General features: G+C 59.2%; 29 protein-coding genes. 20 read left to right on the top strand and 9 right to left on the bottom strand.

The genetic code is table 11. The annotated features are described in order from the left end of the window. Positions 1-115: 115 nt before the first annotated feature. The 5 genes from lptB to AC4LE2_RS16785 are packed head-to-tail and all read right to left on the bottom strand — an operon-like array spanning position 116 to position 3,452. Positions 116-841, bottom strand: a complete 726-nt coding sequence (lptB, locus tag AC4LE2_RS16805) for an LPS export ABC transporter ATP-binding protein (RefSeq protein ID WP_491826831.1) — start codon at positions 839-841, stop codon at positions 116-118. Then, entirely contained in the window at positions 841-1,386 is a 546-nt protein-coding gene (gene lptA / locus AC4LE2_RS16800; protein WP_491826830.1) for a lipopolysaccharide transport periplasmic protein LptA, read from the bottom strand. The genes lptB and lptA overlap by 1 nt, the downstream gene beginning before the upstream one ends. Continuing rightward, entirely contained in the window at positions 1,373-1,945 is a 573-nt protein-coding gene (lptC, locus tag AC4LE2_RS16795) for an LPS export ABC transporter periplasmic protein LptC (RefSeq protein ID WP_491826829.1), read from the bottom strand. The genes lptA and lptC overlap by 14 nt, the downstream gene beginning before the upstream one ends. A gap of 8 nt (positions 1,946-1,953) precedes the next feature. Next, a complete protein-coding gene (locus AC4LE2_RS16790) occupies positions 1,954-2,478 on the bottom strand; it encodes a KdsC family phosphatase (protein ID WP_491826828.1) in 525 nt (174 codons plus the stop codon). Continuing rightward, positions 2,478-3,452: a KpsF/GutQ family sugar-phosphate isomerase gene (locus tag AC4LE2_RS16785; protein ID WP_491826827.1), complete on the bottom strand. Its 975-nt coding sequence runs from the start codon at positions 3,450-3,452 to the stop codon at positions 2,478-2,480. Before AC4LE2_RS16785 ends, AC4LE2_RS16790 begins: the two co-directional genes overlap by 1 nt. A 236-nt stretch (positions 3,453-3,688) precedes the next feature. On the opposite strand from AC4LE2_RS16785, the gene AC4LE2_RS16780 reads away from it, so the two are divergent. From AC4LE2_RS16780 to hisC, 10 genes are all read left to right on the top strand, one after another. After that, positions 3,689-4,498 (top strand): ATP-binding cassette domain-containing protein, encoded by an 810-nt coding sequence (locus tag AC4LE2_RS16780; RefSeq protein ID WP_491826826.1) that lies wholly within the window; start codon positions 3,689-3,691, stop codon positions 4,496-4,498. Next, positions 4,498-5,295, top strand: coding sequence for a lipid asymmetry maintenance ABC transporter permease subunit MlaE (mlaE, locus tag AC4LE2_RS16775; protein WP_491826825.1), 798 nt, complete (start codon positions 4,498-4,500; stop codon positions 5,293-5,295). The genes AC4LE2_RS16780 and mlaE overlap by 1 nt, the downstream gene beginning before the upstream one ends. After that, on the top strand, positions 5,295-5,762 hold the full coding sequence (mlaD, locus tag AC4LE2_RS16770) for an outer membrane lipid asymmetry maintenance protein MlaD (protein ID WP_491826824.1): 468 nt from the start codon (positions 5,295-5,297) through the stop codon (positions 5,760-5,762). The genes mlaE and mlaD overlap by 1 nt, the downstream gene beginning before the upstream one ends. 9 nt (positions 5,763-5,771) lie before the next feature. After that, positions 5,772-6,425 (top strand): MlaC/ttg2D family ABC transporter substrate-binding protein, encoded by a 654-nt coding sequence (locus AC4LE2_RS16765; protein WP_491826823.1) that lies wholly within the window; start codon positions 5,772-5,774, stop codon positions 6,423-6,425. After that, positions 6,422-6,724: an STAS domain-containing protein gene (locus tag AC4LE2_RS16760; RefSeq protein ID WP_491826822.1), complete on the top strand. Its 303-nt coding sequence runs from the start codon at positions 6,422-6,424 to the stop codon at positions 6,722-6,724. The genes AC4LE2_RS16765 and AC4LE2_RS16760 overlap by 4 nt, the downstream gene beginning before the upstream one ends. A 144-nt stretch (positions 6,725-6,868) precedes the next feature. Next, positions 6,869-7,108, top strand: a complete 240-nt coding sequence (locus AC4LE2_RS16755) for a BolA family protein (RefSeq protein ID WP_491828161.1) — start codon at positions 6,869-6,871, stop codon at positions 7,106-7,108. Between the two features lie 21 nt (positions 7,109-7,129). Further along, positions 7,130-8,395, top strand: coding sequence for a UDP-N-acetylglucosamine 1-carboxyvinyltransferase (gene murA / locus AC4LE2_RS16750; RefSeq protein WP_491826821.1), 1,266 nt, complete (start codon positions 7,130-7,132; stop codon positions 8,393-8,395). Between the two features lie 54 nt (positions 8,396-8,449). Next, positions 8,450-9,085 (top strand): ATP phosphoribosyltransferase, encoded by a 636-nt coding sequence (hisG, locus tag AC4LE2_RS16745; RefSeq protein ID WP_491826820.1) that lies wholly within the window; start codon positions 8,450-8,452, stop codon positions 9,083-9,085. Between the two features lie 125 nt (positions 9,086-9,210). Beyond that, entirely contained in the window at positions 9,211-10,524 is a 1,314-nt protein-coding gene (gene hisD, locus AC4LE2_RS16740) for a histidinol dehydrogenase (protein WP_491826819.1), read from the top strand. Position 10,525: 1 nt separating this feature from the next. Continuing rightward, positions 10,526-11,569, top strand: a complete 1,044-nt coding sequence (gene hisC, locus AC4LE2_RS16735) for a histidinol-phosphate transaminase (protein WP_491826818.1) — start codon at positions 10,526-10,528, stop codon at positions 11,567-11,569. Positions 11,570-11,592: 23 nt separating this feature from the next. Here hisC and algW read toward each other — a convergent pair whose 3' ends face one another. Continuing rightward, on the bottom strand, positions 11,593-12,756 hold the full coding sequence (gene algW / locus AC4LE2_RS16730; RefSeq protein WP_491826817.1) for a Do family serine endopeptidase AlgW: 1,164 nt from the start codon (positions 12,754-12,756) through the stop codon (positions 11,593-11,595). 118 nt (positions 12,757-12,874) lie between these two features. Between algW and AC4LE2_RS16725 the strand changes: the two genes are divergently transcribed. The 3 genes from AC4LE2_RS16725 (at position 12,875) to cysN (ending at position 16,681) form a co-directional block, all read left to right on the top strand. Next, positions 12,875-13,633, top strand: coding sequence for a Nif3-like dinuclear metal center hexameric protein (locus tag AC4LE2_RS16725; protein ID WP_491826816.1), 759 nt, complete (start codon positions 12,875-12,877; stop codon positions 13,631-13,633). A gap of 134 nt (positions 13,634-13,767) precedes the next feature. Beyond that, positions 13,768-14,685: a sulfate adenylyltransferase subunit CysD gene (gene cysD / locus AC4LE2_RS16720; protein WP_491826815.1), complete on the top strand. Its 918-nt coding sequence runs from the start codon at positions 13,768-13,770 to the stop codon at positions 14,683-14,685. A gap of 94 nt (positions 14,686-14,779) precedes the next feature. Continuing rightward, positions 14,780-16,681, top strand: coding sequence for a sulfate adenylyltransferase subunit CysN (cysN, locus tag AC4LE2_RS16715; protein ID WP_491826814.1), 1,902 nt, complete (start codon positions 14,780-14,782; stop codon positions 16,679-16,681). Between the two features lie 52 nt (positions 16,682-16,733). Here the strand turns inward: cysN and AC4LE2_RS16710 are convergent, their stop codons facing one another. Then, entirely contained in the window at positions 16,734-17,171 is a 438-nt protein-coding gene (locus AC4LE2_RS16710) for a Z-ring associated ZapG family protein (RefSeq protein WP_491826813.1), read from the bottom strand. 173 nt (positions 17,172-17,344) lie between these two features. On the opposite strand from AC4LE2_RS16710, the gene AC4LE2_RS16705 reads away from it, so the two are divergent. The 7 genes from AC4LE2_RS16705 (at position 17,345) to AC4LE2_RS16675 (ending at position 22,830) form a co-directional block, all read left to right on the top strand. After that, on the top strand, positions 17,345-17,956 hold the full coding sequence (locus tag AC4LE2_RS16705; protein ID WP_491828160.1) for an alpha/beta hydrolase: 612 nt from the start codon (positions 17,345-17,347) through the stop codon (positions 17,954-17,956). A gap of 24 nt (positions 17,957-17,980) precedes the next feature. Continuing rightward, complete coding sequence (locus AC4LE2_RS16700; protein ID WP_491826812.1) at positions 17,981-19,327, top strand: tryptophan--tRNA ligase; 1,347 nt, start codon at positions 17,981-17,983, stop codon at positions 19,325-19,327. A gap of 95 nt (positions 19,328-19,422) precedes the next feature. Continuing rightward, positions 19,423-20,517: a cell division protein ZapE gene (zapE, locus tag AC4LE2_RS16695; protein WP_491826811.1), complete on the top strand. Its 1,095-nt coding sequence runs from the start codon at positions 19,423-19,425 to the stop codon at positions 20,515-20,517. A gap of 234 nt (positions 20,518-20,751) precedes the next feature. Continuing rightward, positions 20,752-21,180 (top strand): 50S ribosomal protein L13, encoded by a 429-nt coding sequence (gene rplM / locus AC4LE2_RS16690; RefSeq protein ID WP_168083930.1) that lies wholly within the window; start codon positions 20,752-20,754, stop codon positions 21,178-21,180. 14 nt (positions 21,181-21,194) lie between these two features. Next, positions 21,195-21,587: a 30S ribosomal protein S9 gene (rpsI, locus tag AC4LE2_RS16685; RefSeq protein WP_491826810.1), complete on the top strand. Its 393-nt coding sequence runs from the start codon at positions 21,195-21,197 to the stop codon at positions 21,585-21,587. Between the two features lie 179 nt (positions 21,588-21,766). Continuing rightward, the gene (locus AC4LE2_RS16680) at positions 21,767-22,384 is read left to right on the top strand and encodes a glutathione S-transferase N-terminal domain-containing protein (protein WP_491826809.1); all 618 of its coding nucleotides are present in this window, start codon (positions 21,767-21,769) and stop codon (positions 22,382-22,384) included. Positions 22,385-22,401: 17 nt separating this feature from the next. Then, a complete protein-coding gene (locus AC4LE2_RS16675) occupies positions 22,402-22,830 on the top strand; it encodes a ClpXP protease specificity-enhancing factor (protein WP_491826808.1) in 429 nt (142 codons plus the stop codon). Between the two features lie 120 nt (positions 22,831-22,950). Here AC4LE2_RS16675 and AC4LE2_RS16670 read toward each other — a convergent pair whose 3' ends face one another. Next, positions 22,951-23,529: a BON domain-containing protein gene (locus tag AC4LE2_RS16670; protein WP_491826807.1), complete on the bottom strand. Its 579-nt coding sequence runs from the start codon at positions 23,527-23,529 to the stop codon at positions 22,951-22,953. Continuing rightward, a complete protein-coding gene (locus tag AC4LE2_RS16665) occupies positions 23,526-24,119 on the bottom strand; it encodes a phosphoheptose isomerase (protein WP_491826806.1) in 594 nt (197 codons plus the stop codon). Before AC4LE2_RS16665 ends, AC4LE2_RS16670 begins: the two co-directional genes overlap by 4 nt. Positions 24,120-24,169: the final 50 nt, after the last annotated feature.

The raw sequence follows: 24,169 nt of genomic DNA, 5'->3' as shown, positions 1-24,169 counted from the left end.
TTGACACCTTGATTGCCGGCGCTAAGCGCCATCCATAGCAAGCGCCTGGAAAAGGCGCCCGAATTTAAGCAAATTATATGCCTGAAACCGGGGCATTTGCCTAGGGGTTTTACATTTACAGCCTGAACTCGTGCCCCAAGTACACTTCCTTTACCAGTTCATTGGCAAGGATAGTGGCTGAATCGCCTTCGGCAATCAATTGGCCATCATTCACGATGTAGGCGATTTCACAAATATCGAGCGTCTCACGCACGTTGTGGTCGGTGATAAGCACCCCGATACCTTTCGCTTTGAGGTGATGAATGATCTGCTTGATATCGCCTACCGAGATAGGGTCCACGCCTGCGAAGGGTTCGTCCAGGAGGATGAACTTGGGTGAGGTTGCCAGCGCCCTGGCGATCTCGACGCGCCGCCGCTCGCCACCGGACAGGCTCATGCCAAGGTTGTCCCGGATGTGGGTGATGTGAAACTCCTGCAGCAGGCTCTCCAAGGCCTTGCGTCGGCCTGGGCTGTCCAGGTCTTTGCGGGTTTCCAGGATTGCCATGATGTTATCGGCTACCGACAGCTTGCGGAAGATGGACGCTTCCTGCGGCAGGTAGCCGATACCTGCACGAGCACGGCCATGCATGGGCTGGTGGCTGACGTCCAGGTCGTCGATAAGCACGCGTCCCTGGTCGGCCTGTACCAGGCCCACGATCATGTAAAAGCAGGTGGTTTTGCCGGCGCCGTTAGGCCCCAGCAGCCCAACGATCTGCCCACTTTCAATGGACAGGCTAACGTCCCTGACCACCTGACGACTTTTGTAGCTCTTGGCAAGGTGCTGAGCCTTCAACGTAGCCATTACTGCGCCTTCTGCGGCTGGTCGGTTTTCTTTTTCGGCTGGATGACCATGTCGATCCGTGGGCGAGGCGCGGTGACCTTGCTGCCCGTGGCGCGACCGGCATTGACCACCTGCTTGACGGTGTCGTAAACGATCTTCTCGCCTTCGGAGGTGTTGCCGTCGTTGATGACCTTGGCTTTGTCTACCAGCACGATGCGGTTTTGAGCCGCGAAGTACTGGATCGTCACGGCATAAGCTTGCACGATGGGCTTGTCCGCGGCGGGTTTCTGTTCGTAATACGCCAGGTTACCCACAGCCGTGAATACGTCTACGTCGCCCGTTGCATTTCGGGTAACCGTTACCTTGTTGCCGGTGATTTTCATCGACCCCTGGGTAATGATCACGCCGCCGGTGTACACGGCAACGCCCTGCTTATCATCGAGCTGGGCATCATCGGACTGGATGTGAATGGGTTGGTCCCTGTCGGTAGGCAGCGCCAAGGCGTTCACGCTTCCCAGTACCGCGCCCAGGCCAAGCAGGAAGGGGAGGGTTTTAACGAGCCTCATACTGTCCTCTTACGGTGGACAGCAAGTGGATCTTGCTGTCGTTCAAATACGCTTTCATTCCCTTGGCAGTCGTTACGCCACCGGCGCCCTCGATTCTAACGTCTCGGTCGGTCTGCGCATATTGCTTCTGTGGAAAGACTGTAGCGCGCGACGTGGTAATCACGGTCGTGCGGTTTTGCTGGTCGATACGATTGAGGCGAACGGCGTCGATCAGCTCAACCTCGCTACCATCAGGATTGACCTCGGCGCGATCGCTGCGCACGTGCCAGGGCAGGGGTGTGCCGCGGTAGATGTCCATCACCGGCGCAGTGACATGAGTGACCTCACTGGTCTTGAGGTGCTCCACCTTGTCAGCGGTCATTTCATATTGTCGGCTGCCGTCTGGCAGGTACTGTACGGTGTGGGCATTGATCGCATAGTAGTCGATCGTGCCTGCATCCACGCTAGCCTTCGGGTTGTGGAGGAACCGCTCAGGGCTGAGGTTCCAGTAGCCCACGGCAATCAGCAGTGCGGCGAGCACCGTGGCAGTTGCCAGCGTAAGGAGCTTTCGGTTTTGCATTGGTCAACCTACAGGTAATGGTTCAACGCGGCATCCAGGTTACCCTGCGCTCGCATGATCAGCTCGCAATACTCACGAGCGGCGCCTTCGCCACCCCTGGCCTGCGTGACCCCATGGGCATGCCGACGCACGAAATCGTTGGCATTGGCCACGGCCATGCCCAGGCCTACTCGGCGCATCACGGGCAAGTCTGGCAAGTCGTCACCCAGGTGCGCGACCTGGTCATAGGACAGGTGTAACTGCGCCAGGAGTTCATCGAGCACGACGAGTTTGTCCTCACGGCCTTGGTACAGGTGGGGAATGCCCAGATTACGGGCTCGCCGCTCAGTGGCGGGGCTGTTTCGGCCACTGATGATTGCGGCGGTCACCCCCGACGCCATGAGCATTTTGATGCCCTGGCCGTCGAGCGTATTGAACGCCTTCATTTCCGAGCCGTCTTCAAGAAAGTACAGGCGGCCATCGGTAAGTACGCCATCGACGTCGAAGATAGCCAGTTTGATGCGGCTCGCTCGCTCCAGGAGGGCACGATCCATTACACAACCCCTGCGCGAAGAAAATCATGCATGTTGACCGCGCCTATGGGCTGGTTCTGTTCGTTGACCACTACCAGGGCACCTATTTTATGATCTTCCATTATTTTCAGGGCCTGGGCTGCAAGCATGTCCGGTGTGACGGATTTGCCATTGACAGTCATCACCTGCTCGATGGGCGTGCGGTGCACGTCCAGGTTGCGGTCCAGGGTTCGGCGGAGGTCGCCGTCGGTGAAGACGCCTGCCAGGGCGCCGTTTTCTTCAAGTACCACCGTCATGCCCAGCCCTTTGCGGGACATTTCAAGCAGCGCTTCCTTGAGCAATGTGCCTCGGCGAACGGCGGGCAGCCCGGCGCCGCTGTGCATCAGTTGCTCTACCTTGAGCAGCAGGCGGCGGCCCAGCGCACCACCTGGATGGGAAAACGCAAAATCTTCCGCAGTGAAGCCGCGGGCCTCAAGCAATGCCACGGCCAGGGCGTCACCCAGCACCAAAGCGGCAGTGGTAGACGACGTAGGTGCCAGGTTGAGCGGGCAGGCCTCGTGCTGCACACGTGCGTCGAGGTTGACCTCTGCCACGTTTGCCAAGGTAGACTCCGGATTGCCCGTCAGGCTGATCAGCCGAATACCCAGGCGCTTGATCAGCGGGAGCAAGGTGAGGATCTCGGCCGTGGTGCCCGAATTGGACAGGGCCAGCACGATGTCATCGGGCGTGATCATGCCCATGTCGCCATGGCTGGCTTCGGCAGGGTGCACGAAAAACGCGGGGGTGCCAGTACTGGCAAGCGTGGCGGCAATCTTGCGTGCGATATGGCCCGATTTGCCCATGCCCATCACAACGACCCGGCCGTTGCTGGCCAGGATCATTTCGCAGGCGTGAACGAAGTCTGCGTTTATATGCGCGAGCAAGCCTTCTACGGCCTTCATCTCAAGGCCGATGGTGCGTTGCGCCGACTGAATAAGGTCGCGGGTTTGATTCATTCGAGGCAAGTCGGTCTGAAGAAAAGGCCGGGATTATATCTGGATTGCCAGAGTCGCGCACGGACCAGAACGCCTAAAGTCAATAGGGCAACCACACCGTCATGGCCACCTGCTAGCGAGGCGGTTCACTGTTCAACCCGTGGTGGTATAGTGCGCCGCTTGCCAAACGAGCCGGGAGTGTGCCCCGGCCTCTACCCCGCACGTCTGATGGGTGTGTCGCATCGTAAGGAGAACGAATGAGTGCCGAACACGCCTACGCCGTCGAGCTGAAGGACGTTACCTTCAAGCGCGGCGCGCGCACTATTTTCCAGAACGTAGATATTCGCATACCCCGTGGCAAGGTCACTGGCATCATGGGCCCGTCGGGCTCTGGCAAGACCACGCTGCTGCGGTTGATGGGCGCCCAGCTGCGCCCACTCAGTGGCGAGGTGCTGGTTAATGGGCAGAACCTGCCCAAGCTCTCGCGCAGCGACCTGTTCGATGCCCGCAAACACATGGGCGTGCTGTTTCAGAGTGGCGCCTTGTTCACCGACCTGGATGTCTTCGAAAACGTCGCCTTCCCCTTACGGGTGCACACCGATCTGCCCGAAGAAATGATCCGAGACATCGTGCTCATGAAGCTTCAGGCAGTCGGGTTGCGCGGTGCGATCGAGCTGATGCCCGATGAGCTGTCCGGCGGCATGAAGCGCCGCGTAGCCCTGGCCCGGGCCATCGCCATGGACCCGCAGATCCTCATGTACGATGAGCCTTTCGTAGGGCAGGACCCTATCGCCATGGGCATGCTGGTGCGGCTTATCCGGCTGCTTAACGATGCGCTGGGCATTACCAGTATCGTGGTTTCCCACGACCTGGCAGAAACCGCGAGTATCGCGGACTACCTGTATGTGGTGGGCGACACTCAAGTGCTCGGCCACGGCACGCCAGCGGAACTGATGGCCTCGGATAACCCTCGTATTCGTCAGTTCATGAAGGGTGAGGCCGATGGGCCTGTCCCGTTTCATTTTTCCGCGCCAGCCTTGGCCGATGATTTTCTAGGGAGGCGCTGATGCGGCATACATCGTTGTTGGAGCGCATTCGCCGGCTTGGGCAATCGGCCGTCGACGTGGTCGGTGGGCTAGGGCGCGCTACCTTGTTCCTGGGCCATGCGCTATTCAGCCGTGGAGGGTTGTCAGGCGGGTTTTCGCTGCTGATTCGCCAGCTGTACTCGGTGGGCGTGCTGTCGCTGGCGATCGTTGTGGTGTCAGGCGTCTTCATCGGGGGCGTGCTGTCGCTTCAGGGGTTCAGCATCCTGGCGAAGTATGGGTCTGAACAAGCCGTTGGGCAGATGATCGCATTAACCCTGCTTCGCGAGTTGGGCCCTGTGGTAACTGCCTTACTGTTCGCCGGGCGTGCAGGCTCAGCGCTGGCTGCCGAGATCGGCAACATGAAGGCTACCGAACAGCTGTCGAGCCTGGAAATGATCGGCGTCGATCCGCTCAAGTACATCATTGCCCCACGGCTCTGGGCCGGTTTCATATCCCTGCCAGTGCTGGCTGCAATGTTCAGTGTGGTCGGCATCTGGGGGGGGTCATGGGTAGCGGTTGACTGGCTGGGCGTTTACGAAGGTTCGTTCTGGGCCAACATGCAGAACAGCGTGAGCTTCACCGAAGATGTGCTCAACGGCGTCATCAAGAGCGTCGCGTTCGCCTTTGTCGTGACATGGATTGCCGTATACCAAGGCTACGATTGCGACCCCACCTCCGAAGGGATCAGCCGTGCGACCACGCGCACGGTGGTGTACGCCTCCCTGGCGGTGCTAGGGCTCGACTTTATTTTGACTGCTTTGATGTTTGGAGATTTCTAATGCAAAACCGCACCCTGGAAGTCGGTGTCGGCCTGTTCTTGTTGGCCGGCATCCTTGCCCTGCTGCTGCTGGCCCTTCGGGTAAGCGGGCTGTCGCCCAGTTCGGCCCACGACACCTACAAACTTTATGCGTATTTTGACAATATCGCTGGGCTTACGGTCAGATCAAAAGTGACCATGGCCGGGGTAACGATTGGCAAGGTGACAGCGATCGATCTGGACCGCGACACCTTCACTGGCCGCGTCACGATGCAGCTCGACCAAAGCGTTGATAACCTGCCAACCGATTCCACTGCCTCGATCCTCACCGCCGGGCTGTTAGGCGAGAAGTATATTGGTGTGAGTGTCGGTGGCGAGAGCGCCGTGCTTAAAGACGGTCAGACGATCCACGACACCCAGTCGTCGCTGGTACTTGAAGACCTGATCGGTAAATTCTTGCTCAATAATGTGAGCAAAGAGGCGAAATAAGGAGTTTCCATGATAGTCATTCTGCGTCGAGCGTTGCTCACCCTGCTGTTGGCGATGCCGCTGTTGGGCCATGCCGCTACCGCTACCCCAGCGCATGACCTGGTGCAAAAAACTACCCAGGAGCTGCTTGCGGACCTGGACGCCAATCGCGAACAGTACCGTACCAATCCTTCAGCCTTTTACGATGCCCTCAACCGTATCGTTGGCCCGGTAGTCGACGCCGACGGCATTTCTCGCAGCATCATGACGGTGAAATATTCGCGTAAGGCCACCCCTGATCAGATGGCCCGCTTCCAGGAAAATTTCCGTCGCAGCCTGTTCCAGTTCTATGGCAATGCCTTGCTTGAATACAATAACCAAGGCATCACTGTAGGCGCGCCCAAAGATGAAAGCGGGGACCGTACCTCCGTGGACATGCAAGTGAAAGGCACCAATGGTGCGGTATATCCTGTGTCCTACACGCTGGAGAAAGTAGCTGGCCAGTGGAAGGTGCGTAACGTGATCGTTAACGGTATCAACATTGGCAAACTGTTCCGCGATCAATTCGCCGATGCGATGCAGCGCAATGGCAATGACCTGGACAAAACCATCAACGGTTGGGCTGGCGAAGTGGCCAAGACCAAGGAAGCTGCAGGGAGCAAGATCCCTCAGGGCCAGCCATGAGTCTGGCAAGTGTGAGCCTGGTGGAGGGCCACCTGCAGCTTAACGGTGTACTGGATTACCGCACCGGTACCCAGCTGCGAGAGCAAGGCAAAGCCTTGGTTTCTCAGGTGCAGGGCACAGACGTGATCGTAGACTGCGCTGGCGTAGAACGCGCCAGCAGCGTGGGTATTTCATTGTTGTTAGCCCTTAGCCGGGATGCAAGGGGCGCAGGCAAGGTGCTTAAGGTCCGTGCCTTGCCTCGTGAGCTTTCCCAGATCGCGGACGTGTGTGGCGTTTCTCCGCTGCTCTCCAGCGTTTAGCCGCGCTGGGCCACGCTGCCGGCTAGCAGTTCATCCCTACGCTGCATGATTCACTATCTGCCCTACGCGCTGCCGCTCGCAGCGGTGGGGCTTTTTTTGTATGATGACCGGCCCGTGCGCGCAGGGCGCCGATCGAGGTTTAGCATGCAGGCCCTAGAAGTTAAACGCTTTCTTGAAGCGAAGCTGCCCCACGTTCAGGTGGAAGTCGAAGGCGAAGGCTGTAACTTCCAATTGAATGTCATCAGCGACGAAATCGCCGCGCTGAGCCCGGTCAAGCGCCAGCAGCAGGTTTACACGCACCTGAACCCGTGGATTGCCGATGGCAGTATCCATGCCGTCACCATGAAATTTTTCACCCGCGCAGCCTGGGCTGAGCGCACCTGAGCCACAGGCTTCGAGAGTGTTATGGATAAACTGATTATTACTGGCGGCGCTCGTCTCAATGGCGAGATCCGCATCTCCGGCGCGAAGAACTCAGCCTTGCCGATTCTTGCCGCCACCTTGCTGGCCGATGGCCCGGTAACCGTAGCGAACCTGCCGCACCTGCACGACATCACCACCATGATCGAGCTGTTCGGGCGCATGGGCATCGAACCGGTGATAAACGAAAAGCTGGCCGTGGAAATCGACCCCCGCACCATCAAAACCCTGGTTGCGCCGTACGAGCTGGTAAAAACCATGCGTGCCTCGATCCTGGTGCTAGGCCCCATGGTGGCGCGCTTTGGCGAGGCCGAAGTGGCCCTGCCAGGCGGCTGTGCCATTGGTTCACGCCCGGTAGACCTGCACATCCGAGGCCTTGAGGCCATGGGTGCGCACATCGACGTAGAAGGCGGCTACATCAAGGCCAAGGCGCCTGAAGGCGGCTTGCGTGGCGCCAACTTCTTCTTCGATACCGTGAGCGTCACCGGCACCGAAAACATCATGATGGCGGCGGCCCTGGCCAAGGGCCGTACCGTACTGCAGAACGCGGCACGTGAGCCCGAAGTCGTCGACCTCGCCCAGTTCATCAATGCCATGGGCGGTAATGTCCAGGGTGCGGGTACCGATACCATCACCATCGATGGCGTCGAGCGCTTGCATTCGGCTACCTACAAAGTGATGCCGGACCGCATCGAGACAGGCACCTACCTGGTGGCTGCGGCCATCACCGGTGGCCGAGTCAAGCTCAAGGACACCGATCCGACCATTCTCGAAGCGGTGCTCGACAAACTGCGCGAAGCGGGTGCGGAGGTTACCACCGGCAGCAACTGGATCGAGCTGAACATGCATGGCAAGCGTGCTCGTGCAGTCAACCTGCGCACCGCGCCGTATCCTGCGTTCCCTACCGACATGCAGGCGCAGTTCATTTCCCTGAACGTCGTGGCCGAGGGCGTGGGCGCAGTGATCGAAACCGTGTTCGAAAACCGCTTCATGCATGTGTACGAGTTGCTGCGCATGGGCGCGCAGATCATGGTCGAAGGTAACACTGCCGTGGTTACGGGTGTAGATGGCCTCAAGGGTGCCCCAGTCATGGCCACCGACCTGCGAGCCTCTGCCAGCCTCGTGTTGGCCGCACTGGTCGCCGAGGGCGATACGCTCATCGACCGCATCTACCACATCGACCGTGGTTACGAGTGCATCGAAGAGAAACTGCAAATGCTGGGCGCTAAGATTCGCCGCGTGCCGGGCTAACGATCATGGCCGGGTTCGCCTGGCCACTTTGTTGAATAGGGATTCGCTTCTCCCATGCTGACCATCGCGCTGTCCAAGGGCCGCATCCTCGACGACACACTGCCATTGCTGGCGGCTGCGGGCATCGTGCCCACCGAGAATCCGGACAAAAGCCGCAAGCTCATCATCCCCACCACTCAGGATGACGTTCGCTTGCTGATCGTACGTGCCACCGACGTGCCTACCTATGTAGAGCATGGCGCTGCCGACCTGGGTGTGGCGGGCAAGGATGTTCTTATGGAGTATGGCGGTCAGGGACTCTACGAACCCCTCGACCTGAAAATCGCGTGCTGCAAGCTCATGACCGCAGGTGCCATCGGCGCGCCTACGCCAAAGGGCCGTCTACGTATCGCCACCAAATTTGTCAACGTTGCCAAGCGCTACTACGCCGAGCAAGGCCGCCAGGTCGATATCATCAAGCTCTATGGTTCCATGGAGTTGGCGCCACTGGTGGGTTTGGCCGACAAGATCATCGACGTGGTCGACACTGGCAACACGCTGCGTGCCAACGGCCTGGAGCCCCAGGACTTGATCGCGACCATCAGCTCCCGGCTGGTGGTGAATAAAGCCTCCATGAAAATGCAGCACGGGCGTATCCAGGCTTTGGTTGATAGCCTGCGCCAGGCCGTGGATGCCCGACACCCTGATTAACCTTCCCCTGCGTGGCGCTCTTGCCGCGCTTCGCTATCCGCGCCATAGGTAAATTCAGCCCTATAAGCGCGATAGCCCTGATAAATTATCCGTCCTGTTCCACTGCCCATCGATTGAGGCTAGCCATGACCGTACCGACCGCCATCCGCCGACTTGACGCCACAGCTCCGGACTTCGCGCGGCATCTGGATCATCTGCTGAGCTGGGAAAGCGTTTCCGATGATGCGGTCAACGGCCGCGTACTGGAAATTATCCAGGCGGTGCGGGAGCGCGGTGATGCTGCCTTGGTGGAGTACACGCAGCGCTTCGACGGCTTGCTGGTTGCTAGCATGGCCGAGCTTATTTTACCCAGGGCTCGCCTGGAGCAAGCGCTCACACGCATTACCGGCGAGCAGCGCGAGGCGCTGGAAATGGCTGCAGAGCGTGTGCGCAACTACCACGAAAAGCAGAAGCAGGACTCCTGGCGCTACACCGAAGCCGATGGCACGGTGCTTGGCCAGCAGGTTACGCCGCTGGACCGAGCCGGGCTCTACGTACCCGGCGGTAAGGCCAGCTACCCGTCATCGGTCTTGATGAATGCCATTCCCGCCAAGGTGGCAGGCGTGCGTGAAGTGGTCATGGTGGTACCTACGCCGCGTGGCGAGGTAAATGAGCTGGTACTGGCTGCTGCCTGCATTGCCGGCGTAGACAGGGTGTTCACCATTGGTGGGGCGCAAGCCGTCGCAGCATTGGCCTACGGTACCGAAAGCGTGCCAGGGGTGGATAAAATCGTCGGCCCAGGCAACATCTATGTGGCCACGGCCAAGCGTCATGTGTTTGGCCAGGTAGGGATCGACATGATCGCTGGCCCCTCTGAGATTCTCGTGGTGTGCGATGGCGGCACCGACCCGGACTGGATCGCCATGGACCTGTTCTCCCAGGCCGAACACGATGAAGATGCTCAGGCTATTCTGGTGAGCCCCGATCAGGCGTTCCTGGATCGTGTGGCGCAAAGCATCGACACGCTGTTGCCTACCCTGGAACGTGCCGACATCATTCGCACCTCGCTGAACAACCGCGGTGCGCTCATCAAGGTGGCCGACATGACTCAGGCCATTGAAGTGGCCAATCGTATCGCCCCCGAGCACCTTGAGCTGTCGGTCGAAGACCCACAGGCCTGGCTGCCTTCAATTCGGCACGCCGGCGCGATCTTCATGGGCCGGCACACCAGCGAGGCGCTAGGCGACTATTGCGCAGGCCCCAACCATGTGCTGCCCACGTCTGGCACCGCGCGCTTCTCATCACCCCTGGGCGTGTATGACTTCCAAAAGCGCTCGTCCATCATTTACTGCTCGGAGCAGGGTGCGTCTGTACTGGGGCGCACCGCGTCAGTCCTGGCCCGTGGTGAATCCCTGAGCGCCCACGCGCGTAGTGCTGAATACCGGATCAAGGAAGCCTGACATGAGCAAATTCTGGAGCCCCTTCGTCAAGCAGCTGGTGCCCTATGTACCAGGCGAGCAGCCCAAGCTGACCAATCTGGTCAAGCTCAACACTAACGAAAACCCCTATGGCCCCTCGCCGTTGGCACTGGAAGCCATGCGAGCAGAAGTAGGCGACAACCTGCGCCTTTATCCAGACCCTAACGGGGATAGGCTCAAACAGGCAGTGGCCGCGTTTTATAACGTAACGCCCGCCCAGGTGTTTGTAGGCAACGGTTCGGACGAAGTACTGGCACATATCTTCCACGGGTTGTTCCAGCAGTCGCAACCGCTGCTGTTCCCCGACATCAGCTACAGTTTTTACCCTGTGTATTGCGGCCTGTACGGGATCGAATTCGAACAGGTGCCGCTCGACGATGATTTCCAGATCGACCCCCGCGATTACGCAAGGCCCAACGGCGGTATCATTTTCCCTAACCCCAACGCCCCCACCGGCTGCCTGCTGCCATTGACGGCCATCACGCACATCCTTGAAGCGAACCCGGATTCGGTCGTGGTGGTAGATGAAGCCTATATCGACTTCGGTGGGGATACCGCCATTGATCTCGTAGGCCAGTATCCCAATTTGCTGGTGACCCAAACCCTGTCCAAGTCCCGCTCGCTGGCGGGGCTGCGCGTGGGGTTGGCCGTGGGGCACCCTGATCTGATCGAGGCGCTGGAGCGGATAAAAAACAGTTTCAACTCCTACCCGGTGGACCGGATCGCCCTGGCAGGCGCCGCCGCCGCGTTCGAGGACCGCGCCTGGTTCGACCATACCCGTCAGCAGGTGATCGCAGAGCGGGAGCGGTTGACGGCAGAGCTGGAGCAGCGTGGCTTCATCGTGCTGCCTTCGGGCGCGAACTTTGTGTTTGCCCGTCATCCCGACCGTGACGCTGGCGAGATTGCTGCTCAGTTGCGTGAGGCCAACGTGATCGTGCGTCACTTCAAACAAGGGCGGATCGCACAGTTCCTGCGCATCACCGTAGGTACGCCGGAGCACAGCCAGGCACTGCTAAGCGCACTCTAGGTGAGGTGCGCTTGGTAAGCGCTTCATTCCCCTTCCTTAGGTGTCGCCGCTGGCGCAGGCGGCGGCCTCAAGCCGATTTCAGCGGTGAGCTTCAGGGTTTTGCCGTTACGCATCACCTCGATACCGATCTTGTCGCCTGGCTTGGTGCGTGCCACCTGGTTCATGGATTTGCGGCCATCAGCGGCGGGCGCGTTATTGATGCTTAAAATCACGTCGCCCAGTTGCAGGCCTGCCTTTTGCGCCGGGCCGTCACGGAAAATCCCTGCAACCACGATTCCAGGCCGGTCTTTGAGGCCAAAGGACTCGGCCAGGTCGTCAGTGAGCGGCTGCACTTCGATACCTAGCCAGCCACGGATGACCTGCCCATGTTCGATGATGGACTTCATCACCTCCAATGCCAGTTTGGTTGGAATGGCAAAGCCGATGCCTTGTGAGCCGCCAGACTTGGAGAAAATAGCGGTATTGATGCCGGTCAGGTTGCCGTTGGCATCGACCAGGGCGCCACCAGAGTTGCCAGGGTTGATGGCAGCGTCGGTCTGGATAAAGTCTTCATACGTATTCAGGCCGAGTTGGTTACGGCCCGTGGCACTGATAATTCCCATGGTCACGGTCTGGCCCACGCCGAACGGGTTGCCGATGGCCAAGGCCACATCACCGATGCGCAGGTTGTCAGAGCTGCCAATGGTGATGGCAGGAAGGTCCTTGAGGTCTATTTTCAGCACCGCCAGGTCTGTTTCGGGGTCACTGCCGATGACCCGGGCAATGGTTTCGCGGCCATCCTTGAGGGCCACTACGATCTGGTCCGCTCCAGCAGTAACGTGGTTGTTGGTGAGCAGGTAGCCCTCGGGGCTCATGATAACGCCTGACCCCAGGCTGGATTCCCAGCGCCGCTGGCGCGGTAGGTTGTCGCCGAAAAACCGCCGAAACTGCGGATCTTCGAACATGGCCTGGGACGACTTGTTCACCACCTTGGTGGTGTACAGGTTGGCCACGGCCGGCGCTGCCAAGGTGACTGCGCTGGCATAGGACACCGGCCCCTGAGTCACGGTCGTGGATTGAGGCGCCTGCTGCAAGTTGACGTCTTGGCTGGGCAGCCCCACCCATTCTGGAAAGCGTTGGATAATCAGCAATGCGACAAGAATGCCAGTCAGCAGCGGCCAACTGAAATAACGCAAGGCAATGGGCATTAGAGGGTCCTGGCAAGGCTGGAGGGATGCGGCGTTTTCACACGCCTGGGCGCAGCTCATAATGGGCGCCATTATACGAGCGCTTTGGCGTCCGCAAACTGCCTTTCTGGAGAGTTTTATGGCTGTATCGCTCAATACCCTGGTAGAGGAAGCCGATCGCTTTCTAGGTAGTGCTGCCATTGCCGATTACTGCCCCAACGGCTTGCAGGTAGAGGGGCGGCCCCAAGTGCGCCGTATCGTCAGTGGGGTCACCGCAAGCCAGGCCCTGCTAGACGCTGCCGTGCAGGCCAATGCTGACGTGGTGCTGGTGCACCATGGTTATTTCTGGAAAGGCGAAAACCCTTGCGTGACCGGCATGAAGCAACGGCGGCTCAAAACCTTACTCAAGCACGACATGAGCCTGTTGGCCTACCACCTGCCGCTGGATGTACACCCAGAAGTGGGCAATAACGCGCAATTGGCTGCCCGCCTGGGCATCACGGTCGAGGGGCCGCTGGACCCGGCAAACCCAAAGATCGTGGGCCTGGTCGGGTCGCTTCACACCCCTCAGACCGCCCTGGAGTTTTCCCGCCACATCAGCCAGGTGCTCGGGCGTGAGCCATTGGTGGTGTGTAGCGGGCACCGGGTACACCGGGTGGGATGGTGCAGTGGCGGTGGCCAGGGGTATATCGACACGGCCATTGCTGCCGGGGTAGACCTTTACCTCACGGGCGAGGCGTCCGAGCAGACCTTCCACAGCGCCTGCGAAAACGCCGTGTCGTTTATCGCCGCCGGGCACCATGCAACCGAGCGCTACGGCGTTCAGGCGCTGGGGGAGTACCTGGCACGACGCTTTGCCGTAGAGCATCTCTTCATTGATTGCCCGAACCCGGTCTAGCTAACTGTGAGGCATATACTCAGATCATTTGGGTCTAGCCCCTGCGCTTTATATACCCGGTTGCTGTGCTAAAGTCGTCGATTCGAACACGGCCCGCCGGCCGTCCCCCTCTGCACCGCATTCCGTGAGTAGCCATGGTCGACAAACTGACGCACTTGAAACAGCTCGAAGCGGAGAGCATCCACATCATTCGTGAAGTGGCAGCCGAGTTCGATAACCCGGTCATGCTCTATTCCATCGGCAAAGACTCTGCCGTGATGCTGCACCTGGCGCGTAAAGCCTTCTTCCCAGGCAAATTGCCGTTCCCGGTGATGCACGTGGACACCCAGTGGAAGTTTCAGGAGATGTATAAATTCCGCGACCGCATGGTCAAGGAGATGGGCCTGGACCTGCTGGTACATGTCAACCCTGAAGGCGTGGCGCAAGGGATCAACCCGTTTACCCACGGCAGCGCCAAGCATACCGATATCATGAAGACCCAAGGGCTCAAGCAGGCCCTGGACAAGTACGGCTTCGATGCAGCCTTCGGTGGCGCACGCCGGGATGAAGAAAAGTCCCGCGCCAAGGAGCGTGTGTACTCGTTCCGTGACAGCAAACACCGCTGGGACCCAAAAAACCAGCGGCCCGAGTTGTGGAGCCTGTACAACGGCAAGGTCAACAAGGGCGAGTCGATACGGGTGTTCCCCCTGTCCAACTGGACCGAGCTGGACATCTGGCAGTACATCTACCTAGAGCAGATCCCAATCGTACCTCTGTACTTTGCGGCCGAGCGGGAGGTGATCGAAAAGAACGGCACCCTCATCATGATTGACGATGAGCGCATCCTTGAGCACCTCAGCGATGAAGAAAAGGCCCGGATCGTCAAGAAGAACGTGCGGTTCCGTACCCTTGGCTGCTACCCGCTTACCGGTGCGGTGGAATCCAATGCCCAGAGCCTGACAGATATCATCCAGGAAATGCTTCTGACCCGAACGTCTGAGCGCCAGGGCCGCGTCATCGACCACGATGGTGCAGGCTCGATGGAAGATAAAAAACGCCAGGGTTATTTCTAAGCATTCCTGTGGGCCTGCCGGGCCGATCAACAGCATTACTAGCTAGCTGTACGCCACAGGCTCGCCGCTTGACGCGTACGGCTTGGAGCTCAAGATGAGTCACCAATCCGAATTGATCAGCGAGGACATCCTTGCTTATTTGGCACAGCACGAACGCAAGGAACTGCTGCGCTTTTTAACCTGCGGCAACGTGGACGACGGCAAGAGCACGTTGATCGGCCGCCTACTGCACGACTCCAAGATGATCTACGAAGATCATCTGGAGGCCATCACCCGTGATTCGAAAAAAAGCGGTACCACCGGCGAAGAGGTTGACCTGGCGCTGCTGGTTGACGGCCTGCAGGCCGAGCGGGAGCAGGGCATCACCATCGATGTGGCGTACCGTTACTTTTCCACTGCGAAACGCAAGTTCATCATTGCTGACACCCCAGGTCATGAGCAGTACACCCGCAACATGGCCACAGGTGCTTCCACCTGTGATCTGGCGATCATTCTGGTAGATGCGCGTTATGGCGTGCAAACCCAAACCCGTCGGCACAGCTATATCGCATCCTTGCTGGGCATCAAGCATATCGTGGTGGCCATCAACAAGATGGACCTCAAGGGCTTCGATGAAGGCGTATTCGACGCTATCAAGGCCGACTACCTCGCCTTCGCCGAGGCCATTGGCCTGGTGCCAACGACTTTGAATTTCGTGCCTATGTCCGCCCTCAAGGGCGACAACGTGGTTAATCGTAGCGAGCGTTCGCCGTGGTACAGCGGGCAGACGTTGATGGAGATTCTGGAAACGGTCGAGGTAGCCGCTGACCGTAACCTGACCGACCTGCGTTTCCCTGTGCAGTACGTGAACCGCCCCAACCTCAACTTCCGTGGTTTCGCAGGCACGCTTGCCAGCGGTGTGGTTCACAAAGGCGATGACATCGTGGTGCTGCCGTCCGGCAAAAGCAGCCGCGTGAAGTCCATCGTCACCTACGAGGGTGAGCTTGAGCAGGCGGGCCCTGGCCAGGCCATTACCCTCACGATGGAAGACGAGATCGACATTTCCCGTGGGGATCTGCTGGTCCACGCCGACAACGTACCGCCAGTGACCGACCACTTCGAAGCCATGCTGGTATGGATGGCCGAAGAGCCGATGCTGCCGGGCAAGAAATACGACATCAAGCGCGCTACCAGCTACGTGCCAGGCACCATTACCAGTATCGCCCACAGGGTAGACGTCAATACCTTGGAAGAGGGGCCGGCCAGTGCGCTGGCCCTCAATGAAATCGGCAAGGTGAAGGTTGCGCTCGATGCAGCCATTGCGCTGGATGGCTATGCCAGCAACCGCACCACCGGCGCCTTTATCGTTATCGACCGCCTTACCAACGGCACGGTGGGCGCGGGCATGATCATCGCCCCGCCTGTGCTCTCTCATGGCGCCAGCGGCGTTCACGGCAGCCTGGCACACGTCAGTGTTCACGAGCGGGCCCTGCGCTTCGGTCAGAAGCCGGCCACTGTCTTGTTCACTGGGCTGTCGGGCGCTGGTAAAAGCACCCTGGCCTATGCGGTTGAGCGAAAGCTCTTCGATCAAGGTCGGGCGGTGTATGTACTGGATGGCCAGAACCTACGGCATGACCTGAACAAAGGCTTGCCTCAGGACCGTGCAGGCCGTACTGAAAATTGGCGGCGGGCAGCTCACGTGGCGCGTCAATTCAACGAAGCCGGCTTGCTGACCTTGGCGGCGTTTGTCGCGCCCGACGCAGAAGGGCGTGCCCAGGCCCGTGACCTGATTGGTAATGAACGTTTGCTGACCGTGTATGTGCAGGCCTCACCGCAAGCGTGCCAGGCCCGTGATCCGCAAGGCCTGTATGCCGCAGGGCGGGATAACATTCCCGGTGAGTCGTTCCCTTATGACGTGCCATTGGACGCCGACCTGGTAGTAGATACCCAGGCTGCTTCTGTGGAGGAGGGGGTGAAGCAGGTGATTGAGCTGCTACGGGCACGAGGCGCGCTGTAGCTTGTACAAAGAAGGGGGTTTGATAACCCCCTTTGCCTTCCTACCGTTCTGATTACTTACGCGTAAGCCCATACTCTTCATCGAGCATGCCTGGGGTACCGGGCCCCTTGGGCGCATAGTCCTTGGGCACTTCCTGATCACGTGGCGGGGTAAGCCGGTCGCGAGGGGCATGGCTTGGCTCTGCGTGCAAGGCGGCCAGCAATCGCTGACGGGTTAGCTCATCGGTCGCCAGCTGATTGGCACCTTCGGCCAAATGCTCCTGCACTTCCTGGTAGCTCTGAGTGAGCTTCTTGACCAGGATGGCCGTGCTGTTGAAGTGGGTGACCACCTCGTGCTGATAATTGTCGAATTTCTGCTGCAGGTCATCTACCTGGCGTTGAGTGCCACCCGGCACCGCGTTAGGCATGAAGCGGGCAATGAGGAAGCCGGCGATGACACCTACGATAAGCGCCAAGGTAGGCAGCAACCAAATCAATAGCGAGTATTCCACGAGTCCTTCCTCTATAAACGGCTTTGCATTACGTTAACGGCTCGCACCCGTGCTGTATACCGCCACAGGCCCTAAAGCGCAGTTGGCAGGCACGGCACACATCGATAGCTAGACGAGTCGACCCCTGTCAGGGTCACGGAGTTCATACCTTGCTGATCCGCGAAAATGCCCTCATGCTCGACGGGCCCGTTGGCCAACTCGAAGCCCTCTACCTGGAAGTGCCCGAGCCGCGTGGGCTTGCGCTGCTCTGCCACCCAAACCCGGAGCAGGGCGGGACCATGCTCAATAAAGTCATGTCCACCCTCCAGCGCACGGCGCGAGACGCCGGTTACATCACCTTACGTTTTAATTATCGGGGCACGGGCAGCAGCGCTGGCGCCCACGACATGGGGCTTGGAGAAGTAGACGACGCACAAGCAGCAGCCAATTGGCTACGGCTACGCCATCCTGGGCTTCCCCTCACACTGATGGGGTTTTCCTTTGGCGGGTTCGTGGCGGGCACGTTGGCAGGCCGGCTTGAGCAGCAGGGCGCGGCATTACGGCATCTGTTCCTGTGCGCACCTGCGGTGATGCGTTTCCAGCCGGAGGCGCCCCTGCCTGAGCGCTGCCCTATTACCGTAATACAGCCCGATGCTGACGAAGTGGTACCACCGCAAGCGGTCTATCAGTGGTCCGCCGGCCTCGATCAGCCCCATGACCTGTGGAAAGTGGCAGAATGTGGCCACTTCTTTCATGGCAAACTCACCGACCTCAAAGATTTGATTTCGCCGCGCCTTGTTCACTGACTGTAGCCTGATAAGCGACCACCCATGACCACCCGGATTCTCACAGGTATCACCACCACCGGCACGCCCCACCTGGGTAACTATGCCGGTGCCATTCGCCCAGCCATTACCGCCAGCCAGCAGCCGGGCATGGACTCGTTCTATTTTCTGGCGGACTACCACGCGCTGATCAAGTGCGATGACCCCTTGCGCATCCAGCGTTCACGCCTGGAGATCGCTGCTACCTGGCTGGCCGGTGGCCTGGATGTGGAGCGTGCCACCTTTTATCGCCAGTCTGACATTCCGGAAATTACTGAGCTCACGTGGTTGCTCACCTGCGTCGCCGCCAAGGGGCTGCTCAACCGCGCCCATGCCTACAAGGCATCGGTGGACAAAAACGTTGAAACCGGTGAAGACCCGGACGCTGGTATCACCATGGGCCTGTACAGCTACCCGGTGCTGATGGCAGCGGACATCCTGCTGTTCAATGCTCACAAGGTGCCGGTAGGGCGCGACCAGATTCAGCACGTAGAAATGGCGCGCGACATTGGTCAGCGCTTCAATCACCTGTTCGGGGCCGGCAAAGAGCTGTTCGTCTTGCCTGAAGCGGTGATCGAGGAGAGTGTGGCCACCTTGCCAGGCCTGGATGGCCGCAAAATGTCCAAGAGCTACGACAACACCATCCCCTTGTTTAGCAGCCCCAAGCAGCTCAAGGATGCCATTGCCCGAATCGTGACCGATTCACGCGCCCCCGGCGAGCCCAAGGATCCTGATAACAGCCACCTGTTTACCCTGTACAGCGCGTTTGCCACGCCGGCCCAGGCCGAAGCGTTTCGGAGTGATTTGCTCGGTGGGCTAGGCTGGGGCGACGCCAAGCAGCAGTTGTTCCTGTTGCTTGACCAAGCGCTGGGCGAGGCCCGTGAGCGGTACCACCAGTTCATTGAACGGCCTGCAGACCTCGAAGACATCCTGCTGGCCGGTGCCGCTAAGGCGCGTCGGGTGGCTACGCCCTTCCTGGAGCAACTGCGCGAAGCCGTAGGGCTGCGCTCATTCCGCACACAGGTCAACACTGCGGGCGAAACTCGCAAGAAAGCCGGAAAGGCCGCGCGCTTCGTGAGTTTCCGTGAAGACGATGGCAGCTTCCGCTTCCGCTTGTTGAGTGCCGATGGCGAGCAGTTGCTGTTGTCGCAGGCCTTCCCTGACGGCAAGAGTGCTGGCGCGGCGAGCAAGCGCTTGCAAGAGGGTGAGCCTGACCTTCGCGCCGAAGGTAACGGGTTCAGCGTGTGGTTGGAGGATACCTGTGTAGCCAATAGCCCGGCGTTCGCAGATACCACCGCGCGAGACGCCGCGCTTGAGGCCGTGCGTCAGGCACTGCGCCCACAGGCGAGCTGAACTGAAGCGGCAACCCCACCGGCCGCACCTCGATTGCCAATCCCCTGGGGCCGCCTTAAAGTGGCGGCCCGGTTTTACAGCCCCGTAGACGACCTATGACGCCCCTCGAACGATACCAAGCTGACCTTAAACGTCCTGATTTCTTCCACGATGCGGCGCAAGAAACAGCAGTTCGCCATCTGCAGCGGCTGTACGACGACTTGGTCGCGGCTCACAACACCAAGCCAGGCCTGCTGGGCAAGCTGTTCGGCAAGAAAGACGTTACGCCCGTCAAAGGGCTGTATTTCTGGGGGGGTGTAGGGCGCGGCAAGACGTACCTGGTCGATACGTTCTTCGAGGCGCTGCCCTTCGAGGACAAAACCCGGACGCACTTCCACCGTTTCATGAAGCGCGTGCATGAGGAAATGAAAACCCTCAAGGGCGAGAAAAACCCGCTCACCCTCATCGCCAAGCGGTTCGCGGACGAGTCGCGGGTTATCTGCTTCGACGAGTTCTTCGTATCGGACATCACCGATGCAATGATCCTGGGCACGCTGATGGAGGAGTTGTTCAAGCACGGCGTAACGCTAGTGGCTACGTCCAATATCGTGCCAGACGGGCTCTACAAGGATGGCTTGCAGCGGGCGCGCTTCCTTCCTGCCATTGCCCTCATCAAACAGCACACCGAAATCGTTAATGTGGACAGCGGAGTGGACTACCGCCTTCGTCACCTTGAGCAGGCCGAGTTGTTCCATTTCCCCCTCAACGAGGCGGCTGAAAAAAGCCTGCGCGACAGCTTCCGTGCCCTGACGCCAGACTGCACCAAGCCAGTGGAAAACGACGTGCTGATGATCGAAAACCGTGAGATCCGTGCGCTGCGCACGTGTGACGACGTGGCCTGGTTCGATTTTCGCGCCCTGTGCGACGGCCCTCGCAGCCAGAACGACTACATCGAATTGGGCAAGATTTTTCACGCGGTGATTCTCAGCGGTGTAGAGCAAATGAGCGTGGCCACGGACGATATCGCCCGGCGCTTCATCAATATGGTGGACGAGTTCTACGACCGCAACGTAAAGCTGATCATTTCGGCAGAGGTAGAACTCAAGGACTTGTACGTCGGCGGGCGTCTGAATTTTGAGTTTCAACGTACCCTCAGTCGTTTGCTGGAGATGCAGTCTCACGAGTTCCTGTCTCGCCCGCACAAGCCATAATGCAATCGCTTGCAAAAGCTGCTTGAGTTTTTCGCTGTAATCCGGATAATTCGCCTGCTCTGCACAAGGGGGAAGTGATGCCCCTCCTTGAACAGGCCCCTGGCCGAAACCCGACGCGATGACCCGAGCCCCCAAAAGCGTCTGGATGCGGCTGCCTTTGACCTTGTCAAAGCAAGCACTATTCAGTAAGCTCCGCCGTCTATTTTTGCTGGGCGGCCCCTGAGGCTATAGAGAATGAAAACTTTTACTGCTAAACCGGAAACAGTAAAGCGCGACTGGTTTGTCGTCGACGCCGCTGGCCAGACCCTGGGTCGTCTGGCTACTGAAATCGCGAGCCGTCTGCGTGGCAAGCACAAGCCTGAGTACACCCCCCACGTTGACACCGGCGACTACATCGTCGTTATCAACGCTGAGCAGGTTCGTGTAACCGGCGCCAAGTCTACGGACAAGGTGTACTACTCCCACTCCGGTTTCCCGGGCGGTATCAAGTCGATTACGTTCGACAAACTGATCGACAAGGCGCCTGAGCGCGTGATCGAGACCGCGGTCAAAGGCATGCTGCCGAAGAACCCGCTGGGTCGCGACATGTACCGTAAGCTGAAAGTCTATGCGGGCGCTGCACACCCTCATACTGCTCAGCAGCCCCAAGAACTGAAGTTTTAACGGAATAGTCCACTATGTCGGCGACTCAAAATTACGGCACTGGCCGTCGCAAGACCGCAACCGCTCGCGTTTTCCTGCGCCCCGGTACCGGTAACATCTCCATCAACAACCGCGCGTTGGATACCTTCTTCGGTCGTGAAACCGCGCGCATGGTTGTTCGTCAGCCTCTGGAACTGACCGGCAACGTCGAGAAATTCGACGTGTTCGTGACCGTTTCTGGTGGTGGCGTAAGCGGCCAAGCTGGCGCCATCCGTCACGGTATCACCCGTGCCCTGATGGTGTACGACGAAACTCTGCGTAGCGAACTGCGTCGCGCTGGCTTCGTTACTCGCGATGCCCGTGAAGTTGAGCGTAAGAAGGTTGGTCTGCGTAAAGCGCGTAAGCGTCCGCAGTACTCCAAGCGTTAATTCGCTGCTTTGCTTCAAGAAAAGCCCGGCCCGAAAGAGTCGGGCTTTTTCGTTTGCACGCGCCGTAACGCTCTAGGTGCTGTGTACCTGCCCGCCCCTAGAGGTTTTGCTGTAAGATTACCGGTTACCGCGCGCCTTGAGGCGCGTTTGTTATAGCTGCTTCGAGCGAGGAGATCGCCATGGGCGTAACCAACCGGTTGGCATGTTACTCAGATCCGGCCGACCATTATTCCCATCGCGTGCGTATTGTGCTGGCCGAGAAAGCCGTGACTGTACAGATTGTCGACATCGCCGCCGGCCACCAGCCGCCTGCCTTGATGGAAGCGAACCCGTACGGGTCGCTGCCTACGCTGGTGGACCGTGACCTGGCGCTGTATGAGTCGACAGTGGTCATGGAGTACCTGGACGAGCGTTATCCACACCCCCCCTTACTGCCGGCCTATCCAGTGGCGCGCGCCAATGCACGGCTGCTGATGCACCGTATTCAGCGCGACTGGTGCGGGCACGTAGACGTGTTGCTCGATCCACGCAGCAAGGAGGCGGGCAGGGTTGAAGCCCGTAAGCAGTTGCGTGAGAGCCTCACAGGGGTGTCTCCGCTGTTTGCTGAAATGTCTTGCTTCATGAGCAACGAGCAAAGCTTGGTAGACTGCTGTCTACTGCCTATTGTGTGGCGGCTGCCTGTGATGGGCGTTGAGCTACCCCGTGGGGCCAAGCCCTTGCTGGACTACATGGACCGGCAGTTTGCCCGTGAGGCGTTCCAGGCCAGCCTATCGGCCGCCGAACGCGAAATGCGTTAGATTTTGAGGAGCTATCGATGAACTCCAGCCGTCCCTATCTCGTCCGCTCATTGTACGAGTGGATCGTAGATAACGATTGCACGCCGCATATTCTGGTAAATGCCGAATACCGAGAGGTGCAGGTGCCGCCAGGCTTCGCAACAGATGGCCAGATCGTGCTTAATGTCTCGCCCAATGCGGTGCGGCACTTGAACATGGATAACGACGCGGTCAGTTTCGAAGGCCGGTTCGGCGGTGTTGCACATACGCTCTTCGTGCCCATAGGCGCCATCTTGGGTATCTACGCCCGCGAAAATGGCCAAGGTATGGTATTCGAGCCCGATGTTCCCAACCTTGAGGATGACCTTGAGCTGGAGGCCGAGACTGAGCGCGATGATGAGCAGCCGCCACCCAGTGATCAGCCTCCACGCCCCAGTGGGCGGCCCAGCTTGAAAGTAGTGAAATGACAAAAGGCGACCCAAGGGTCGCCTTTTTACTGTGGTATCTGTTTGGTAGGAGAGTGGTGGGGTGCAAGGTCGCGGGCAAGCCCTGCTGCTACCGGCGTACCTTCAGACGCCCCTTAGGCATCAATCGATGTATTCGAACAACTTTACGATCTTCTGAACGCCTGATACGCCCTGCACCAGGGTGGTGGCGCGGGTAGCTTCTTGCTGGGTCACGAGCCCTAGCAAGTACACGATGCCATTTTCCGTGACTACTTTGATTCGCGACCCGGGGATCGCATTGTCGGTGAACATCTGCGCCTTGATCTTGGTCGTCAGCACGGCGTCGTTGCTGCGTGCCAGCAAGGAGGAGGGCGCAATAACCTGTAGTTCGTTTTCTACTTTTTTGACACGCTGCACAGCAGCCGCTGCCTGCTCGGCCGCCGCCTTGAGGTCAGCGCGCGGTGTCTGGCCTGCCAGCAATACGACGCCGTTGTAGCTGGTTACCACGATATGCGAGCCTTGATCCAAGTCTGGGCTGGCCTTGGCCACATTCACCGCCACCTTGGTCTCGATCAGCGAATCATCGATCTTGCTGCCCAGGGTGCGAGTGCCGCGGTCGTCATCGATAGGCTTGTCACGGGTGGCATTAAGCACGGAGCTACAGCCGGACAGCGTCAGGCAGAGGGTAAGGGCGGCTAGGCCTACACGGTTGAGGTTCATTCTTCACTCCCAAACAATTGGCTATCGATCAGATCACAAAGGCAGTGGATCGCCAGTAGGTGAACTTCCTGGATGCGTGCCGTGACCTGCGACGGCACTCGGATTTCAACGTCTTCGGGTAGAAGCAGCGAGGCCATGCCGCCACCGTCGCGGCCAGTGAGGGCTATCACGGTCATGTCCCGGTCATGGGCCGCTTGTATCGCCTGGATCACGTTCGCTGAATTGCCGCTGGTAGAAATCGCCAGCAGCACATCACCTGCCTGGCCAAGCGCGCGGATCTGTTTGGAGAAAATCTCGTTATAGCTGTAGTCGTTGGCGATGGAGGTGAGGGTCGAGCTGTCGGTGGTAAGCGCGATGGCAGGCAAGCCTGGGCGCTCTCGCTCAAAACGGTTGAGCATTTCTGACGAAAAGTGCTGGGCATCGCCAGCGGAGCCGCCATTGCCGCAGGCCAACACCTTGCCTTCGCTGAGCATCGCCTGAACCATGACCTGGCTGGCTTGTTCGATGTGAGGTGCCAGCACCTCCATCGCTTGTTGCTTGGTGTCGATGCTGGCTTGAAACAGCCGGCGAATCCGGGATTGCATGTCCATCCTGTACCTTAAAGCCTGGGCCCGCATGAGGGGGCTGCGCGCTGATTGTC

The sequence above is a fragment of the Pseudomonas sp. 9.3L genome (assembly GCF_058536285.1).
Note: the sequence above shows the minus strand (reverse complement) of the source record. Positions and strands in the feature narration are given on the sequence as shown.